The 18,704-nt window shown below is 52.6% G+C and carries 18 protein-coding genes, 1 tRNA gene and 1 pseudogene; 5 read left to right on the top strand and 15 right to left on the bottom strand.

The features are described from left to right. Positions 1-32: 32 nt before the first annotated feature. Complete coding sequence (locus SGN16_RS19455) at positions 33-335, top strand: antibiotic biosynthesis monooxygenase (protein ID WP_335944413.1); 303 nt, start codon at positions 33-35, stop codon at positions 333-335. A 432-nt stretch (positions 336-767) separates the two neighbouring features. On the opposite strand, the gene SGN16_RS19460 is transcribed toward SGN16_RS19455, so the two are convergent. The 6 genes from SGN16_RS19460 to SGN16_RS19485 all read right to left on the bottom strand — a co-directional run bounded on the left by SGN16_RS19460 (position 768) and on the right by SGN16_RS19485 (position 7,699). Continuing rightward, complete coding sequence (locus tag SGN16_RS19460; RefSeq protein ID WP_335944414.1) at positions 768-1,526, bottom strand: hypothetical protein; 759 nt, start codon at positions 1,524-1,526, stop codon at positions 768-770. A 413-nt stretch (positions 1,527-1,939) separates the two neighbouring features. Then, positions 1,940-3,277: a hypothetical protein gene (locus tag SGN16_RS19465; protein ID WP_335944415.1), complete on the bottom strand. Its 1,338-nt coding sequence runs from the start codon at positions 3,275-3,277 to the stop codon at positions 1,940-1,942. Positions 3,278-3,971: 694 nt separating this feature from the next. Next, on the bottom strand, positions 3,972-4,346 hold the full coding sequence (locus SGN16_RS19470) for a DUF6152 family protein (RefSeq protein ID WP_210639625.1): 375 nt from the start codon (positions 4,344-4,346) through the stop codon (positions 3,972-3,974). Positions 4,347-4,417: 71 nt separating this feature from the next. Then, the gene (locus SGN16_RS19475; RefSeq protein ID WP_335944416.1) at positions 4,418-5,326 is read right to left on the bottom strand and encodes a hypothetical protein; all 909 of its coding nucleotides are present in this window, start codon (positions 5,324-5,326) and stop codon (positions 4,418-4,420) included. Between the two features lie 1,057 nt (positions 5,327-6,383). Further along, complete coding sequence (locus tag SGN16_RS19480) at positions 6,384-7,067, bottom strand: hypothetical protein (protein WP_335944417.1); 684 nt, start codon at positions 7,065-7,067, stop codon at positions 6,384-6,386. Then, entirely contained in the window at positions 7,055-7,699 is a 645-nt protein-coding gene (locus SGN16_RS19485; protein ID WP_335944418.1) for a hypothetical protein, read from the bottom strand. Before SGN16_RS19485 ends, SGN16_RS19480 begins: the two co-directional genes overlap by 13 nt. Positions 7,700-8,034: 335 nt before the next feature. Here SGN16_RS19485 and SGN16_RS19490 point away from each other — a divergent pair, with 335 nt between their 5' ends. After that, complete coding sequence (locus SGN16_RS19490) at positions 8,035-8,244, top strand: hypothetical protein (RefSeq protein WP_335944419.1); 210 nt, start codon at positions 8,035-8,037, stop codon at positions 8,242-8,244. A 142-nt stretch (positions 8,245-8,386) separates the two neighbouring features. On the opposite strand, the gene SGN16_RS19495 is transcribed toward SGN16_RS19490, so the two are convergent. From SGN16_RS19495 to SGN16_RS19505, 3 genes are read right to left on the bottom strand one after another with little or no spacing between them, the layout of a single operon-like run. Beyond that, the gene (locus tag SGN16_RS19495; protein WP_335944420.1) at positions 8,387-9,292 is read right to left on the bottom strand and encodes a plasmid partitioning protein RepB C-terminal domain-containing protein; all 906 of its coding nucleotides are present in this window, start codon (positions 9,290-9,292) and stop codon (positions 8,387-8,389) included. Continuing rightward, positions 9,292-10,203 (bottom strand): ParB/RepB/Spo0J family partition protein, encoded by a 912-nt coding sequence (locus SGN16_RS19500; RefSeq protein WP_335944421.1) that lies wholly within the window; start codon positions 10,201-10,203, stop codon positions 9,292-9,294. Before SGN16_RS19500 ends, SGN16_RS19495 begins: the two co-directional genes overlap by 1 nt. Further along, positions 10,200-11,765, bottom strand: a complete 1,566-nt coding sequence (locus SGN16_RS19505; RefSeq protein ID WP_335944422.1) for a recombinase family protein — start codon at positions 11,763-11,765, stop codon at positions 10,200-10,202. The genes SGN16_RS19500 and SGN16_RS19505 overlap by 4 nt, the downstream gene beginning before the upstream one ends. Before the next feature lie 113 nt (positions 11,766-11,878). Here SGN16_RS19505 and SGN16_RS19510 point away from each other — a divergent pair, with 113 nt between their 5' ends. The 3 genes and pseudogenes from SGN16_RS19510 to SGN16_RS19520 all read left to right on the top strand — a co-directional run bounded on the left by SGN16_RS19510 (position 11,879) and on the right by SGN16_RS19520 (position 12,874). Next, entirely contained in the window at positions 11,879-12,223 is a 345-nt protein-coding gene (locus tag SGN16_RS19510) for a hypothetical protein (RefSeq protein WP_335944423.1), read from the top strand. A 114-nt stretch (positions 12,224-12,337) separates the two neighbouring features. Continuing rightward, a pseudogene (locus SGN16_RS19515) lies at positions 12,338-12,750 on the top strand (SOS response-associated peptidase family protein); the annotation flags it as partial. Positions 12,751-12,803: 53 nt separating this feature from the next. Then, positions 12,804-12,874: transfer RNA gene (locus SGN16_RS19520), tRNA-Ser, on the top strand. Positions 12,875-12,923: 49 nt separating this feature from the next. Here SGN16_RS19520 and SGN16_RS19525 read toward each other — a convergent pair. The 6 genes from SGN16_RS19525 to SGN16_RS19550 all read right to left on the bottom strand — a co-directional run bounded on the left by SGN16_RS19525 (position 12,924) and on the right by SGN16_RS19550 (position 18,688). Then, on the bottom strand, positions 12,924-13,448 hold the full coding sequence (locus tag SGN16_RS19525; protein WP_335944424.1) for a lysis system i-spanin subunit Rz: 525 nt from the start codon (positions 13,446-13,448) through the stop codon (positions 12,924-12,926). Then, positions 13,445-13,870 (bottom strand): cell wall hydrolase, encoded by a 426-nt coding sequence (locus tag SGN16_RS19530; RefSeq protein ID WP_335944425.1) that lies wholly within the window; start codon positions 13,868-13,870, stop codon positions 13,445-13,447. The genes SGN16_RS19525 and SGN16_RS19530 overlap by 4 nt, the downstream gene beginning before the upstream one ends. A gap of 86 nt (positions 13,871-13,956) precedes the next feature. After that, a complete protein-coding gene (locus SGN16_RS19535; protein ID WP_335944426.1) occupies positions 13,957-14,631 on the bottom strand; it encodes a hypothetical protein in 675 nt (224 codons plus the stop codon). After that, complete coding sequence (locus tag SGN16_RS19540) at positions 14,631-14,957, bottom strand: hypothetical protein (RefSeq protein ID WP_335944427.1); 327 nt, start codon at positions 14,955-14,957, stop codon at positions 14,631-14,633. The genes SGN16_RS19535 and SGN16_RS19540 overlap by 1 nt, the downstream gene beginning before the upstream one ends. After that, on the bottom strand, positions 14,954-18,046 hold the full coding sequence (locus SGN16_RS19545) for a host specificity protein J (RefSeq protein ID WP_335944428.1): 3,093 nt from the start codon (positions 18,044-18,046) through the stop codon (positions 14,954-14,956). Before SGN16_RS19545 ends, SGN16_RS19540 begins: the two co-directional genes overlap by 4 nt. Before the next feature lie 60 nt (positions 18,047-18,106). After that, positions 18,107-18,688, bottom strand: coding sequence for a tail assembly protein (locus SGN16_RS19550; RefSeq protein WP_335944429.1), 582 nt, complete (start codon positions 18,686-18,688; stop codon positions 18,107-18,109). Between the last annotated feature and the right edge of the window lie 16 nt (positions 18,689-18,704).

Consider the following 18,704-nt stretch of genomic DNA (forward strand, 5'->3'; position numbering starts at 1 on the left):
TGCTGGGTCGGGGCCGTCGCTGAAGGAAGCACATGCTAATAATTACGGGTTACCTCTACATCGCTCCAGCTGATCTGTCCCAATTTCTGGCTGATTTTCATGTTCTTTCCGTCGCCACCCGACAGCGTGAGGGAAACATCTCTTATGACGCGGGGATAGATGATCAGCGGGCCGGACGGTTGATCTTATCGGAACGTTGGGCTGACCAACGCGCACTCAGCGCTCACCTTGGTTCCGTCGACACTGCTCAGTTCATCAATAAGTGGCAGGGGCGGATGCACGGTGATATTCGAAAGTACGACGCATTCAACGAGAGAGATCTTACGCAAGCGTAGGAGAATCAATACGCGGCGGCGTGCCTTTGCATACGCTGGCAACACGATTGCAGTGTCGGTATCAACGTTAGTGTCCGGCGAAGCCACCCTCTCGAACGAAGCTTTAAAGACCGTGGTGTTCACTTAAAAATTCGTGGACAACATCACTTCTATCGCCGAGATTGCCAGGAGCCTAGGGGCAGGCAACAGCCTTTCGAGACTGCTTCTTGGCCCACAAAAGACGACCGTTGATTCTTCCATCAGTCCATGACTCGGTAACCAGAGCGCAATTGCCGCTCAGGTTCTCAACAAACGTCCTTGGATAACCTTCAGGCTCTTCGCCACCCAGACGCATCCAATTTGGATCTGGCGAGCTCACTGATTGATAAGGCATGCAGGCTACCAGTGCGGCCAGCGAGAGAGCCAAAACTACCTTTTTCATTTAAGTCCCAATCAATTGACGAGTGTCCGGGCAAAACGCGGAGTATAGATTGACTGGATGCCTTCCCAGCGCGAGCTACGACGGGGACTTGCTGCAAATGCCGCTATGGATCCCACCTCAATCGGCGGAGACCAGAAAGCTGGGGACAGACCGCGATTTGAGTTCATGTGTAATCGGATCGCCTCATCATCGTGGTCTGCCCGCGTTTTCCTTGCATCCGTAGCCCACAAGACCATTGTCGCGAGTGACGTTGAGGAGATGGGGACAGACTCCGATTTGAACTCATGAGCACTTTCTAACCCTCTGTAATGCCACCCTGGCGATGCTCGCTCCCTGCGGGCTCGGCTCGTGAGGAAGGCACGGAAACGGCGCAAAGGATTTAAATTGGACCAGGCCATATCCAAGCGTGCCTGCACCATCTCACTTTTCACCTGGACGATCTGCCCTGCCAAACTTAGCGCCCTCTTTTTGAACTCCCTGTGAAGCGCCTGTTCCCCGGTCTCGTTTCCCAGTGGCTTAACCTTCATCTCCGAAAATGTGAAAAGCGTTTTGTCGCTGAGCACATAAAACGTGTCGCGACATTTTTGTATAGTGCCCTGAAAGGTAAAATCGATCGAACAGAACGCATGTTCGTCCATGTCTATGTAGTACAGCGGCTCACCCCGGAGGTTTCGAACTTTTCCGTCCTGGTGAATCCGGCCCAAGGGCGCCCCGTCGCTGCCATTGCCTTTGAAGACTAGGTAGCGGCCGTTCGTGTAGCCGTATGGCATCAACGGTCCTCATCCCGAATAGACATCGGAACACCTGGTTTGCCCATTCGCTGTACCCATCCATGTCCCTTTCACGTAACGCTATCAGAGAAAGGGGTAGATGCCTTGCGTTTTAAAGCTCTCCCATCTTGTGAGGCGGGCGACTTATAAGCCGCCCGCGCACATCTGCCATAAACACTGCAAAAAAGCCCCGCAGCTGCTGCGCTTCATTCAATCGAGTCGCCACGCCCGAACCGCCATCTGGGCGACAGAGAGACAACAGGTTGCACATCCTGGGGCTGCAATGCATTGGTTTCCGAGGTTTGTGTAGGAATTTGCGTCTCTGTCACTCGCGGCACACGACTGAGCCTTCATAAGACATTTTCAAGACTGCAGCGGAGCCACGACTGGGTCCTCTGCAGCCCACAACCTAATTAATAAGTGAACCACACAGTTAGCTGCATGAGAGTGGCGATGGAGTCATCACCACTTTGTAGGCCACCATTCCCCAGCCAGCGATTAGGTTTAAAGAAACCAATCAGTGGGGAAACTACGATGTTCTCGGTAGCCATCCAATCCACGGAAAGATCAAGCTCTTTGCCTCCCATGTCCCCCTTATCGCGATCACTCAGTTGAGTGAATACGAAGTACTGAGCATTGAGGGACAGATCATCAGTGGGATGAAGCGATAGGAACACGTCGTTCGTTTTGTAATTATTAGTAGTAGGACCGGCATAGCCTGCCCCTACCTCACCTGGGAAACGCTTACGGTAGCCACCTGGGAAGATCGGATCCCAGTCTTTACTGAAACGCGACTGTCGGAAGCTCAGCAGGGGTTTCCAAAAGGCGTCAGCAAAGGTGTAGCCCACATCAAAGTACATCCCATTTTCGGTGCGACCTTTGTTGTTCTGAAGGGCAACTTCAAAAGCAAAATCAGCATTTTCAATTCCTAATCTACTTTCACCACGAATGCTGTAGGCCTTAAGGCTGTCGCGCTCGGCAGTAACGCCCTGGACCCATTTCTTGTTCACATCGAGGCCTTGAATGTAAGTGGTGCCGATGGTGCCGAAGTCCGTGGTGTAGTCAATGTTGGTAACTGCAAATTCAGCTTCACCCTCGATACGGTTATTCGATTTGATCCACATCAGATCACCATGCAGGCCTTCATCTCCACCTAAACGCAGTACTACGGTGTTAGCAAATGCCAAACGCATCCCCAAAGTGTAAGCGCCGCCGCGGTCGAACGAACCGTATGGCAGATTGGGGTCTGGATTAAAAGCATTGCCTGGTGAGAAGCCGTCCTCTACGACCATGAAACTATCAGTTGCAGCCAACTGACGGCCAATGGATAAATCAACACCGTCTTGACCCAGCGCAGGAAACATTTCGCCTGAGCGCCAACCGATGTAGGCCTCTTCAACCGTGGTGGCATGCTCGTTACCAGCAGTAACGCCACCGGGGTCGCCATCACCAAAAGAGCCTGTACTGAGAAGGCTGAAACCACCGTATACCGAACCTGCAGGTATTTTATCGGTAGCACCGCTAAAGCCATACTTGATAATGCCCTCTTGCCAGTTCATTCGACTTGGGTTTCTATCAGGATCGCCCAGATAGTTTCTATTGAGGGTAAAAAAACCTACCGCCCCCATCAGATCTGCATTCAGAAAGGTTGCTCCATCATCCTCATCATACAACTTGTAAGCTTGCGCCTGTTGGCAAAGCGAATAGATCAGAATGGCTGAAGCGAAAGGAATACTTCTTGCTGCGCGCATTGTGTATGTCTCTTATTATATTTTCTGTGGTTCCGCCTTGTGCACCTTGCTTCAATCCACCAGAGACGCCCAATTTCAGTCAAAAAAATGATGGGTAGGAGTTTTTCATGCTGGGAATACTTCAGCCAATCAAGCTAATGTAATATCAGGCTAATTTGATATCCCAAATCGGCACTTATAGTAGCGCTGGTGGAGTTTTTAGCTCCCAATAAAGGCGCACAAAATTAGTGCATCCACCAAGGCGAATGCCTGATAACGAGCAGCAAATTAGCGTTGGAATACCGTTCAGATTGTCGACTTTGGATACACTCTATGGGGAGTGCCCTATATCCATCAGGGATGAAAGTTCATAATAAGAATATGGTTATCATAAGCCATCGATTGCTCGACTTGGGCGCAAGTACCGCAGATACCAATGACAGTAGCGGAACCGGCTGCAGATCGGCCTCCACTGTCTTCGGCCAAGCGAGAAGGCACTGAACTCATCGACGTGACCAAGCATGGGTACGTAGAGGAAGTGTTCTATTTGCAAGACATCGCCCCAGCCATTACCGTTGCTGGCGAAAGCCTGTTTGATGCGCCTTACTGTTTATAGCGTGTCGAGAATTCTGACGTAACGCTTCGGAGTCGACCCAACATCGGCACCGATATGGCTTCATACCGAAGAAGATTCCAGTCGCCCCCAGCGCAGGGGCTATTTCCACGTTCCGATGACTTTACCGTCAGGAAAGCGCATTGCTTGAAGAGCGCCACCTCTTTTAGTTTCATCTTTCATCGGGGCCAGCTGTATATCTACCTTATCGCCGGCCTTCAGCGTGTTTGCCTTCCATCCTTGGCGCATCAGGATGTTTGGTCCGCCTGCCTCAACAGCCCAGCTTTGGGGTTGCCCCTGATCATCCACATCAACGAATACCCAGACATGCGGATTTCGATATTGAACCTCAGCTACGATACCGCTGATTTCCACCATTTTACTCATGTCAAAATCCGAGTAGGAATGATGAGCAAACGCAAAAGTAACGGGCACACCAATCAGGGCCAAACCAAGAAGTATAGATTTAATATTCAATTGACGAACCCTTCATTATTATTCGCACTCAGACCAAAGTGCACGTATTGTGGAGGCGAACTCGCTATTGTTTATTTATTAGTCGAGGGTGGACTGCTTCGCTCAGGGATATTAGTGACTTCCCGACCGGTTGTCGGATCGATTGTTTCAGTGTTGTTGTCCTCACAAATGTACTCAAGAAATTCAGTCCCCTTCGGTGCGCGCATCAAGATGATCGGATCCAATTTCCATGGCTTGGCGAGCGCCTGTGGGTCTTCAACCACGGTATCGACCTGAAGCATCCCGTCACCGTTGATGAAGATACGTTCCTTGATGGTCATAAGTGGACTATGGCCCATCGCATCTTCAGCTTGGGCAAACTCCCCTAGCGTGGTTTCCTGGCGGACGTGTTTAGTTTCTACAACCAGTACATCTCCCTCCCAGTGTCCAATTGAGCTCCCGCTGAACGTTGGTGGGACTTCTTCGGGATCGGGATGAGAGCGTCCATCCAAATAGATTCTGCGGGTCTCCTTGTAGAGCTCCTGAGACCAGTTGATCTGCTTGGGTGTTTGCAAGATCTCTACGGCGTACAGACTAGACATCATGGTCGGCATGCCGAGTAACTTGCATGTCGATTTGAACCCGACACCAAGTTTGGACAACGCCTCGTTGCGCTTCTTGAAGCTCTCGAGGTACACGCCTTTATATTCAGGGAGGGTACCGAAGAGCGGTTCCGGTGCCTCGCCAAGTGAGTCGTCCCCCTCTGATCCGGTAGCGCGACTCGATGGATCGAGTCCGGCACCAGGAGCCACCCAAAGGCCGCTGAGATCAGGTGGAGCGCTCCCTCCCGCAGCATTGGCCGACAACGAAAAAACGCTTGCTGTCACCAAAGTTGCAAGTGCTACTGCAACATAAGAAAACCGGACCTTCCTGATGTTCATAGGTTTTATCTGCGCCTTCAATGGTTTATAGAAGTAGATAGTGCGCGAAATGGCACCCATCCCTCTTTGTACCAATCCTCTGCATACGGAGTGATCAAGCTTTGACCAATGATACTGAGGGCGAAGGAACATGATTAACCCAAATCGGCATTTCGTATGCTGTTGCGATGAGGAGCCCGACTGAAAAGGACTGGAGAGTACGGAAAAGGGGACTACGGAAAAGGGGATAGATTTATTTTTATGCCAGCTGATCCAAGAGAATCCATTCGATAAAAACTCTCAACGCAGCGAAACAAAAAATAAATCTGTTCCCTTCTCCATTCCGTTAGCATCAGCGCTGCCGCGAGTTCTAAAGATAATTATCTTCTGGTGTGATGCTTCGTGTTCAGCACTTGAAAAGTACATTGCACCGGGTACACCACCCTTCAGCTGCGCTCCGGTTCATTGGAAAACGGAGGAGAGGATGGCTTGTATCGGCAACCGTCAAAACCAGTGAGAATCCTATGAATCTACGCCGAATCTCATCGGCTGGAACACTCATACCCGCCCCATCGACTATTTGAAGAACCCCGCCCGACACCCTGCTGTCAATCCGTTGCCACTCACACTGCCAGCCTGTTACCCACGTGAAGTCTCGAATTTGATAGTCGCCGGTGGCGCTTTGGCATTGAGCGAGTTTCTTGCTGGAGAGGTCAAAGGCAAGAAATATGGGGCTTGGATAACCGAGCAGCTGAGTATCGTCAAGGCTCAGGCCTTCTTTTAGGTTGATGGATGCGACCAGTGCTTTTGCTCGTCTCTTGCGCCGTATCAAATGCCATATGGCGAGGCAAAAAATAGAAACAGAAGCCAGGAAGAGCTGACGTCCTTCGACTGTAAGCTTACCGGACGAAAACTCTATCATGCCCCACAAGAGTCCTATCGTCGCAAGCCCCGATACCCAAGCGGCGGGGATCACTATACTGTTAGCGAGGCTAGCTCCGAGCGTCCTCAAACAGCCTGTCATAACTGTATCCAATATCATTTATAGAAGAGCTCGTAGGTTATCACTCACGGAGCGCTAACTTATAGGACTTGGCCTGAGGCCGGTTAATGGGTGCCCCCTTTTTGCCCTGACTGCTCAGTAGTCACATCCGCTCGACCCACCTAATCGGGTTTCACGCAGGCAAAAGTGCCGCCAGCTATTGAGCGACAGTGGGGCATAACTGCAGGACGCATCGACGTTGTTGATCGCAACCTGCAACGATTCCATGTCGTCACGGCTGACAGGAACAGATATTGCGCAGCAGTCTTGGGCTTTTGAACAGGCTGAAATGGTCGTGTCATTTCGCGTGCGCCCATTCACTGATACGACCAACGCAGTGTTGTCACAGTAGCCCGTCAAACCTTCTCCAGTAATAACAAAAGAGGTAGTTGGTGGGTTATTAGCACCCGCCCCAAGCCCTAGCGGAATAAGGAACAGCGAATGAGCGTAGCCTTCGCTGGCCTGAACCGTTGAGATCGTGACGGGTGAATTACAAGACTGGTTGACCCACTCCACGGGGGTTACCGGCTTCCAATCGCTGTCGTCAGTGACGTTCCAATGTTTGCCACTGCGGTAGTCATAGCAACCGTTCAGGCATGCGGCGGCGGTTAGTACTAGAAGAATTGCCGCTCGTGTTGTTTTCATGGTTGACCCGCTGTCCAATAAGGTTTTGATTGAAAATCGCCAAAACGCAAAAAGCCCCGACCCAAATCGAGGCTTTCTTATTTCTGCCAGACGCAAACCCGCCCGATAGCCGGCGGAGCTCGTTAATTTTTGCAAGCCATCTGCGGAGCTGCAGCAGGCGTCAGCTTTTGTGGGACCACAATGGAAGTGCCAGGCACCGCGCTCAGCTCGAGAACCGCCAACATGCAAATAAGCGCTTGCTCGCCATCTTTGCCTGGTCTGCTATCGACCCCTACCACAGCTTCGTAGTCTTTCCCTGGTTCCAGCTTGTAAACGAGCGCCTGGCCGCCACAGGACCGGTAAGAACTGCCATTGCCCGCAATGGTCGCGCCCAGGGTTGCAATTTGAAATGGCAAATCCGTCCTAACGCGATACTCGGTTACGACCTCTTTATAAGCCCCTTCCCCCATCCGAATTGCAGGGACGTACTGGATAAGACTGGGCCAAACTCTTTTCGGTATGCCAATGCTCGCCGACTTCAGGGGATACTGCGGATAATTGATGTTCGCCGTACCGTCCGACCCGAAACGTCCGGCTTCAGCCATCTTGTGCCGGGTAGCAGGAGCGCAACTGCCGATGATGCTGTCTCCATACACATCGGAGTTCGTGATAACGCGAACACGCGCCATTCCCTCTGATTGAGTAGGCTCTTCGTATGGAACTGAAGGTATTCCAGAGCAACCAGCAAGTGCTATAGAAAGAAAAGTTACGGAAGTGACAACCCGCATGACCATGTCCTTATGTGTGCGCCAACAAAAAAGGGCCCACCTTTCGGTGGGCCCTTCTAGACCGCCCAGCAGAGCGGATTTTGTTTGGTAGGCGCGATTGGACTCGAACCAACGACCCCCACCATGTCAAGGTGACCGTAACGCAACTCTAACCTATTGATTAAGAAAAGAAAAATATGATTTTTAAGGTTCAACAAAACCGCCGAACCACCCTATAAGAATCAATAAGTTAGCGTTGGATATTCCTACAGCTGTTTCCTCTCCTGGCGCGTCCACCAAGCAACACTACGTCCCCCTCAACTGCTATTCTGATCTCACTGCAAAAGGAAGCAGCCATGCCAAATTCAGACCTTCTCCCCTCTCTATTATTCAAAATCAACGAAAATCAGCTCGCCCTTGAGGCCGCCATCCTGGAGCTGTCTAACTGGGTCGAGGCGCGGGGCTCGACCGAAGTAGCTGACAATGTGCGTGGCGCTCTGGATACAATCAACATGAACGAAGAGTTCATCAAGACGGCATTGGCAGTTCTGATGACACCCGAGTGACTGCTTTCACCCTGAGGTTGAGCGCCAAGGTAGCGGCTGCAAGGGAAATCTGGGTTTGGTTGATCCTGAAAAGCAAGGAAGGAAGCAGGTCTGTGTTGAGCATCGAAGCTCCTCCGAGGAAAGAACCTTTGATGTGTGGATTTTATTCCCGCTCTAGCTGCCGGGCATCTGACGTTACCGCCTCCATTATTGACACCAACTCCTCAAGTAGTTCCGCATAGTGGTGTTTTAGATACACCGCAATAGTTTCGTTGCGAAGTAGCCGCACCAAATAACCTTTTGCTACAACTAAAACCAGCATCGTTTCCCCTAGGGTGTCCTCGACTTGCTTGTAATCATGCTGCAAATTCTCCATCTCTCGCTCCATGCGAGAGATATCCACAGCACTGACCTCGGCGACCGACTTTTTCTTTTGTTCCACCAGCGCCTCAGGTCGAGACGCTGCCAGTACCATTCGAGCGTAATTTTTGGTGAAACAATTTGCGGAAATCATCATTTCAACGGTTTCGATTTGCCTAATTGGCTTCATCTGGCGCAGGGATCGAAATACGTCTTGAGAGACCATCCGGACCTTGAGCATCTCTGCTACCTCTGGGGCTATGCCTTTCAGCAATTTTTCCCTCTCGTGGATTCTATCCACGTTTATCCCAAGTACCGTGGCAATACGCGATGCTTCAATTCCCTTCTTCAGAGCAGAAATAATCATTTTGTGCTCCTGTATCGGTGTCAGACGATTGATTTGCCTGTTGTAGGTAAAGCCCTCGTCATCTGTAGAAACCAAGCATAGTGCTTCAATCGCGCCGAGAGCTTTCAGCGCCTCCAATCGAAGATGCCCGTCCAAGAGCATAAAAGAAGATGTCCCTCCTGCAATGATCTGTTTGGGATGGACTACTAATGGTTCAATGACTCCAAGCTCCTTTATTGAGCTCAGAATACTGGCGTACTTTTTACTTCCGCACATGAGGTGTTCGACCTTCCGCGACGGGAGAATTCGCTCGATAGGAATCGCGATGACACGCTGATCGAAAGCCTGTTTGATCTCTGCCATCATTGCGACTCCCCAAATATCCTATCTGCCAAAGGCTTGGGCATGTCTGGAATTTCTTCGTTACGGAGCAATGTGCTGAAGTAGTCATCAGTCAACAGCTTGCGCATTGCAGTGACGATGATCAGTAGACGTTGTTCATTAATGTCCGACTTCTTGATCATCACTTTCTGACGTCGAACCTCTTTCTGGTAAGCATGAAGAAGCTTTTGTGGTGTCGTCTTTTCTGTGCGAACTGGCAACTGTCCATAGCGCTTTCCAAAAGTTTTTCGCTTATCAATTAGGCGCCGCACCTTCATCAATTGTTCGCCCTTAAGGATCCCACTTTCGTACGCATCGATCATCGCTTGTTGAAGATCACTATCCTTTGAGCGAGCGATTTCAACAGCCAACTTTATGGATAACCAACCTTTTTCAACCGCGGCTATGAGTCGTTCTTCTCCTTGGCGCAGCAGCACAAGAATTCCTTTTATGTAGCCAGCGTCAAGGCAGGTTTTCCCGGCTATCTGCTGACACGTGTAACCACGTTCTGAGAGAATTTGAATCGAAGTTAAAAGTTCTCTATTAGAATGCTTTCGTCTCGCCAGGTTCTCTACCAGGCCGATCAGATAACGATCCGCTTCGCTCGCACTCACAACTAAGCAAGGGACTTTTTTCTCTCCTAGCGCTTGATACGCTTCGAACCGACCTTGGCCGCAAACAATTTCAAAAGCCTCAGTACCACTAATAGTAGGAGCGACTGTAATGGGGCGTTTGAGTCCTAATGCGGATATATTTTCTACCAGTCTGGCAAAGACTTGCTTGTTGCGTGCCCGAGGGTTAAGCACTCGAATATCCTCAATTGGGATGAGACGAATCATCGACTCTTCCGCAATGTGCATCAGGGCTCTGTGAGGGGTTTGAATTACCGTCATGCCGCCCTCCTATACTCAGTGCGGCGCGCCAGCTCCGAAAGGATATCCAGAGTGTCGAACCGGTAAATCTCGAGTCTAGCCTGATTATGTTCAGCTAGGCGTAGCTGAGGGAGTTCCATATCGATAGTGGGGAGTATGTAGTAGTCCAGCGCTGCTTCTTCTTGTTCCTTCATCCGTACGGCAATTGTGAGGTCAGGATTCAGGGCTAAATCGAAACGAATATTCCAGCGTTTGTAACCAGTGGCGGATGACTGACAGCGGCATAGGACCAAAGAGACAGACAACTCTTGGTTAACTAATATGAGGTCAGTAAGAGGGTCAATCAACACCTGACCACCTACTTCTGCGATTTTCATCGTCGTTTGCTCAAGTAGTATCGGGTACATTTGACGAAGTCTTTTATTCGCCTCAATGTATTTGTAGTCGCGCGCAGGGACATACCCAATCAAGGAGTAGCAACGTAACAAGCTTCCAAATCGGCTTTGATAGGCGCTACTTGAGGGGCAACCCTCAGTCTCATCAATTATAAGCCCTGACAAGGAGCCGCTACGTTCATAGATACTCTTCAATACTTGAAGCATTTCATCATCGGGCATGCGATAGGAACGCGCTTGGATGACCAATTGGGCAGCTTGAAATAGGATCGTGCTGACGATAGGCCGAAAGGCACCATTCGCCCGAATCCATTGTTCAGGGGGATTAACCGTTCGCGACTGCTTCAGTTTGAACGAGCTATGATTCCAAACATTATTTCCCACGTATTTTTCGTTGATCAATACCTGATGTACCGCGCCTCTCGACCACAAAAGTGCACGGTCATTGAGCACACCTTGAGCATTCAACCAATCAGCTATTTCGCGTTCGCTTCTCCCCTCCTCTACGAACAAGCGATAGATGTGTTGCACCACTTCGATTTCGCCTGAAGGGCCCGGCACCAAGATCACACGATCTGTTTGGATACTTTTATGTTCACCGAGTCTCAGTTCGTTTTTTGGCGACCCATTGCTGTCGACTAACTGCCGTCTGAGCCCAAACCCCGCCCGTCCACCTTGGCGATACCCCAACTCAATGAGTCGAGATTGACCAGCAAAGACTTTAACTGAAAGTTCTCGGCTGTACTCACCAGCCATCATCCGCTTCACGCTTTTAACGATATTAGAGACCGGCGATCCGTCATTGGTGAATTGCTCCGCACAATATTGAACGGAGACACCTGCCTGGCGGCAGCGTACCTCGTAGCTGGCGCTAACGTCTGGATCCTGGAAGCGCCCCCAACGGCTGACGTCATACACTAGAACCGTCGCATATTCGGCGCAACCGCTCTCCACGTCGAAGAACAGTTGTTTCAGAGCATCCCGCCCCTCTAGGCGAAGACCGCTTTTACCCAAGTCCGTATAGATTTTTATGATCTCGAGAGTGTGGGCGGCAGCAAAAATTCGGATAACGTCTAGCTGATTTTCAGTCGAATATTGCTGATGCTCAGTGGACATTCGTACATACGCGGCCGCCAAGGTCGTGTTTGATTCAATGTGAGCATGACCCGCGCCAATAAGCGTCTTCATCGCCAACATCCTCAGCCTGATCCAATAGCTGCTAGGGATGGGATCAAAGCCGTGATCAAGTACCGCGTTTTTCGAAACAGCCCTAAAGAAGGTAGAAGATGGGGGAGAGAAAAATGTTCACGAAAACGGGCAATTCTTTTCTGACTCAAGAACAATACGCAGCCGAAATGGCCAAAGCTCTTCATATGGAGCTTGGTGGTACACATCAGGCGACAAAAACACTGATGCGATGGACTAAAGCGAACGAGAGAACAGTTAAGAATTGGATGGCCGGAAGCAATGGTCCACGGGGAGAGCATTTGGTGGCACTCGTCAAGCATTCTGACTTGGCCTTGGCTGCGTTTCTTGTAATGGCAGGGAGACCATTTGCGCTAACTGCAGCAGAGCTCCCATTACTCCGACAGAAGCTTCAGACAGCTATAGAAGGGATTGATTTGTGTTTAAAGCCTAGAGAATGAGCTTTGCAACAAAATGAGTCTCCATATTTTCGGTGTTTCAGAGTATCCGCTTTCGCGCCGAAAGCTACCGATCAACAGTTTAGTCGCCAGAGCTTCGACCGTCGTTTTATCGGGTCAATAGGACCGAACCGCGCCATCACATCGATCGATAGCTGGTTCCGGTATGTCCATGAGGGTAGGCCGAAGAATCAGCGCAACCTGTTCCGCCGGCGAGGCGAGGTGCCTACATTCTGTTCGGCTATTGGCCAATTCCCACTGGCGACCGTGAGCCGGGCTAGCACGACGGCTTCGTCATCATTACCGCCGACAGCGCGAGCGGCATGGTCGACATCCACGACCGCCGATCGGTTGTGCTGGGCGTTGACCTAGCCCGGGAATGGCTGGACCCGGCCACGCCGAAGGAGCGTGCCGAACAGATCCTGATGCAGCAGGGCGAGCCGTCGGAGACCTTCGAGTGGTTCAAGGTAGACCGGGCTCTCGGCAACGTGCAGAACGAGGGACCCGAGCTGATCAGAAAAATAGTTTGACAGTGGCATTTTGCCCAAACTATAGTTTTGTCACTCCGTCTCGCACGGTAAATGGGGATTTAGCTCAGTCGGTAGAGCGGCGGTCTTGAAATCCGCGCGTCGGGGGTTCGATTCCCTCAATCCATTCAGAAGCCCTGGCTCAATGCCGGGGCTTCGCCTTTTAGGGAGTCCAATTAAGGACGGCTAGCGGCCCCGCTGATCTGGCTCGCATACGCTTGGCAAGCCGCCAGTTTAATCACCGTCCTGTCGCCGTCGTCGGTGATGGCGACAATTCGTTGAGCATGCGCTGGGTCAAGTTGGGCTCGACGGGTTCCATGAACCACGCCGACGGCGCTGGTGGCGGAAGGCACTGTGTTGCAACTGGCTGAATCCTCGAGGAGGACTGACAGCCGCAAATCAGCAGTGGCAAGGCGATCGCGCAAGCGAGCCTGATTCGTTTGAGCATCGCTCAGTTCCTTGTGGTGGGTTTGTTCGCTGGCCGACAGGAGCTGCTCCAGGTCCAGGCGCTTGTCCTGCTCTGCTCGGGCCTGGTCGGCGGCCGCGCTGCTGATATTGTCCAGGTCGGATTGATGCAGGTCGGCCTGCTCTGCCAGCTGCTTGCCGTAGCGCCAGTTCTGGACCTTCCATGTCGCGCTCATGGCCAGGATCATCGCCACGGCCCCGCCGGCGATCATCAGCTTCAGCGTGGTGGGATTCATGGCACGTCCTTGAAGAAGATGTGATTGCCCAGGCGGAAGGTCTGCGTGGCTTGGCTGGCCCAGGCCGGCGGCTTTGGCATCGTGGTTGCGTAGTAGTGGGTCGCGCCCCGGGTAATGTCAGGCTCCTGGCCAGAGATAACCAGGTCCGCCGCCCGCTGAGCCTGGGCGAACTGCTTCGGCGGGATCGGCTTGGCGCCGCTCAGGAAGGCATAGTTCGGGTCGTTCTTGTTCCAGCAACTGAACTGGTACGGCTTCAGGCAGACGCCGGCATAGCCCTCGCCCCACCAGGACTTTTCTTTTCCATCAAGCACACGATTGCGAATGGTCCAGGCGACGACGATTTGGCCGGCCAGCCCTTCCCCGCGGGCTTCACCCCACAGGGTGCGCGCGAGGATGTCGCAGTCCTTCTCGGTTGCGTTCATGCTTTTCTCCAGACAAAAAAATCCCGCTCGATGGCGGGTTGAATATTTGGTTAAGCTAAAGGAGGACTCTCTACATTTATTAGCCTCTAGAGCTTGGCGAATACAGCGGGCAGAAAGAATGCGAACGGGTTGTTTGGCCCAACAGTCAATGCGTAGAGATTACCGCCGGAGAAATCCCACCAACAATACAAGGCCCTACTAAAAGGGTCATCGTTCAGCATCCGCATGCTGAAGGTATTTATTAGCATGTACTCTCCGACCGGAAAATTAAAAGCTACGCGATAATAGTTTCTCGGGACTCCCTGCGCTGTTGTATCGCTCCTTACATATGTCCAGTTCTGAAACGTCCGTGTGAATCTGGCATAGGGTGTTCCACTATCGAACAAAAGCTTTGAGCTTCCATCCCACAGACGCATACCACAATTAGCCAGGGCTGTAGCCGCGAAACCGCAAGCGAAATATGAACCGTTTGGCTGTAGCGTATTTGAATCGTAAGCTCGGACATAGAATCCCGTCCAGGCCCCTGGAGTCCCGATTACGCGCATGAGGCACAGACCGGCAATACCGCTGCTGCCCGATGGACGGACAAAGACGAGCGGCGGCTCTTGGCTGGTAATAGTGCGCGGAAATGTAGTAACAGATCCAAGCCCAGATTCCTGGGTTGGTTGATAGGCACCCTTCGCCAAGACAACGAGTCTTGTGAACTCAGAATCTACCGTCACAATATTACTATCGTTGGTGAACTCCAATCCATATGACATTAGGAGAACCTTATTACAATTAGGCGCATGGTAACTGTTGTTACGCTGCTATATTCAGCTCTTCCGCGTATAAAATTATATACCCGTACTGCGCCGGCTATTACCTCTGTTTCAAGCTGCATCGCGACGTCAATATCATAGCTACCAATCGGCACCACGAAAGCGGTGCCGTTGGTAGCTGTAAGTCCTGGAACTGATATTGTTTGATAGGTTGGTCCGGCTCTTGATCCTGTCACAACTCCGCTATATACAACACGCATCGTGAACGATGTCTCATCAAGACTAACGTTGCCGTCTTCATCCCAGATCTTCAGTCCAAAACTCATGCAGTCAAATCTCCTAACTGAACCCGTTTAACGCCGTTCTCGTCATAGACCTTGATAGCGCGATTGGTCATGGTCAGTCGGCCGCCACCTGGTGCCGGCCCGTTGAACTCAAGATTTCCAGCTTTATCCAGGCGCCACCCCTGAACACCAGCTACGTAGTTGTCGGATTGCAGGTATTGCCCGATCTTCAGCATGCTGATGCTGCCGTCACGAATGAACGCGGTATCGATGTACGCCGCGCCGCCTTGAATCACGAACGGATAGAACACGTTGGTGGTGTTCGGATCTACCACGGCGAACCGGCTTGCCGCGATTAGAACCTGGCTGGTAATGATCCCCTCATCGTTCTCAACGCCTATGCCGATGCCCGCCAGGTATGGCTTCCCGTCTACGGTGAGCTGAGTCTTGATGCTGTACATCGCCGCCAGCTCAGTCTTGAGTGCATCGATTTCAATCTGCGCACCACCGCCGGAGTCGATCTTTTCCAGCAGATGCTGACTCAGCTGGGTTTCCGTGATCTGGTCATTGAGGTAGTCGAGGATTGGGCCGGCATCCGCTGACGATTGTCCGAAGACCGGACCGTAGAACGCACCAATGTTGCCGATTCGATCAACCAGGCGAGCCCAGAAGAAGAACGTCTTGCCGGAAGCCAGTCCCATGATTGTCAGGTCGGTTTGTGGATAGGCGTAGTCGCCAAATTTAATGGCGCCGCCGATCTGGTTGGTTTCGCCGTACCAGATTTCTGTCCGCTGCAGGTCGGCGGTGTTCAAATCTTGAGGGATCGCCCACTTGAGCTTGATGCCGAACACAATCGAGTCGGCAGTGAACGAGGAGACCACCGGCGGTGGGGTCGTCTTTCCATTCAGTACCGTCTCCTCGGATGTTGCAAAGATCGACCCGATGTCGAGTGAATTGATCGCCCGGACCTTGGCAACATAGCGCCCGGCATAAATGCCGCTCACATCGATTGACGTGGTGCCAGTGCGGCCCGCGAATATCCAGTCTCCGTCATTCTTGCGCCAGTAAACCTCATAGGCAATTGCCGCTTCTGGCTTATCCCACGCGATCGTCATGACGCTGACCGCGCTGCCCTGGTCGACAAAGTGGTCATTGCTGACCGTCACATTGGTAGGCGGCTTTTGAACGCTTGGCGGAATCACGGTGATCGGCGGTCGCTCTATGCGGCTGCCATTGTCGATTGCACCAAACTTGCTTGAGTTGTGCCGAACGGCGCTGATGGTGAACTTGATGTCCGTATCCGAAAAATCCTCAACCACAGACATCACGCGGAACTGCTGGACCGCCAAAGTTGGCGAATCGATTGCCCACATCGAGTGACGCGGAGGCAAATCATCCAGAGCCTCGGACAGCACCACCTGTTGCACCTCGGAAGGAAAGCCTGTGGTGTCGAAGGTGATGCTTCCATTGTCCCAGGTGATGCCAGTGCTATCCCAGGTCAGCGGATAGCCCACCGACTGGATGGACCGGGACACTGCCTTGCCGTTCGGCATGATGAGGGTAATGGTGTCGCCCGGAAAGGCACTCACATCAGCATCTAGAACCAGCGTGTCCAGGGTGGAAGAGCGGAGACGGCCACCAATACGACGGCCCGCCCGGTCATTGTCTGCAATGCGGATAATTTGCCCGGGGCGAGCCAGGGTTCCATCCAGGCCAACAGAGAAGCCAACGCTTTCGGTCTCCAGTCGGTTGGTGAGCAATGCCCACTTGCCGACTCTTTGTGCCTGGGCCTGAGATGTGCAACCTGTTGCGGTAATCTCGGTTTGCTGGATGCCATAGCGGGTTATCCCGGCCTGGTCGTCCACATACTCGACCTTCGGCCGGTAGAAGTCGGATGGGTCGTTCCAGCTAACCAGGGCAACGGTGTAGCGCGTCTTCTTGGCCGACCCGGTGTAACCGAACTTTCCGTCGATAACGTTGGCATTCGAATAGGTGTAAACCGGATCCTCTGGGATATCGGCCACGACCATAACCGATCCGGCGGCCCAGTACGCCATCCCCCGGAAGGTGGTGGCTAGGTCTTGGAGCACGCGCAACGCATCGGCGCGAACCGACAGATAAAGATTGCAGGTGAAGCGTGGCTCTGTGCCGCCCTTGCCGTCCGGAACGGGTTGATCGCAGTACTGCCCGATTCGGTACAGCTCCCACTTGTCCACTTGTGCGGCGTTCAGCAGGTGGCCGAGGCCGTAGCGGTAATGCAGCAGCAGGTCGTAGAAAACCCACGCCGGGTTATCAGTCCAGGCACTCTTGAAGCTGCCATCCCACACGCCGGCATAGGTCCGGGCTTGTGGATCATAGTTGCTCGGAACCTTGATAATTCGACCGTATAGGTCAAAGGCCCTGGTCGGTATGGATTGGAACTGTGAGGCATCGAACTGCAGGCCGATAATGGCCGAACCTGGATACCGTAACTTCGCGTCGATGATCTCAGTGATGGCATCGACGTTGGTGGTGTCAGCGATAGTTCCGCTGGTGGAATTGGCGGTCAGTCGAACAACCCGCACGGTCCATCCGCTTGTAGCGTCAGGAAGGTCAACACGGTGCGAGCGCTCGTATTTGGTGGAGGTCTTGCCGCTGAAGGCCGCAGCTACCACGGGAACGAACGGTCCACCGTCAGTGGAGAGCTCAATCCGGTAGCGCACGGTGTAGCCGTTGGTGTCGCCATTGGTGGTGTTGGTCTGCGCCAAACGCGGCACCGAGAGGCGGATACGCACAGCTGACAGCTGCAAGTTGCTGATCGCCCGAACCCAAGGCTGGTCAGAACGAAGCTCAACGCCAATTCCGATCTCACTCTCCACCGCAGGGAAGCCGGAGATATGCAGCTGGTCCTGGCTTCCAGTGCGCACGTCCTGGGTAACACCACTAAAATTTAGGCTCCCATCGGCGTTTGCCAGCGGCGTCTCGTCCAGAAATACCGATCGCATGCCATTGACCAGCCCCAGGATCTCGCCCTCGCTGACCAGATCGAGAATCCGCGCAAAAGCGGTGCTTTGCAGATTGTCAGGCGCCTCAACAGATGGGCGCGGCTTCGACTCCCCGCCCTTGCTGCCGGCGATAGCTAAATTGGTCATGGCTTTCCTTCAGGCGAAAAAAAGCCCGCTCGGAAGCGGGCTATGTGGCGATGGCGAGGTTTACATCTGGTCTTCGGAGTAGATACCGGCGCTGATTACAGCGCTGCCGACGATCATCCGGCCGTAGAGCAACGGCACCGGGTTGCCTTGCACGCTGGTGTTCACCGGACCGTTGAAGCTGTAACTGGCCCGGTTGTTCGGGCTGTCCTGCGTACCCAAGCCTTTTGCCTGGGGGCTGAGCATTTGAATAACGCCGCCGGCGACTAAGGCAATGCCGACTGGTGCCAGCGCCTGAAATCCAGGGATAAAGGAAGCGGCGATCAAGATTGCACCCACGATCGTCTGCAGAAGCCCTGCCCGTTTAGAGCCCGCAATAACCGGGGCAATTCGGATTACGTCCCTACCGGTAGGCTTTTCGAGATCTTCCTCGCTGATATTCTCCTTGCCATTGAATACCGCAAAACGAAGCCCCTTACTTTTGCTTTCAAGCATGAACCTTTCGAACCCAGCGAATTGCTTGAAATAGCCAATGATGTCGCGCCAGCCGGCGCTAGTCGTCATCCGGTGCTCGCGCTTTCCGGTGATCTTGGCGAGCTGCTTCGTCACGATGACGGTTTGCATTTTTTCAACTGAGTGCGCCATGTTTCCTCCGGGCAAC

Origin of the sequence: Pseudomonas sp. G166 (genome assembly GCF_037027455.2) — a bacterium.
GTDB lineage: Bacteria > Pseudomonadota > Gammaproteobacteria > Pseudomonadales > Pseudomonadaceae > Aquipseudomonas.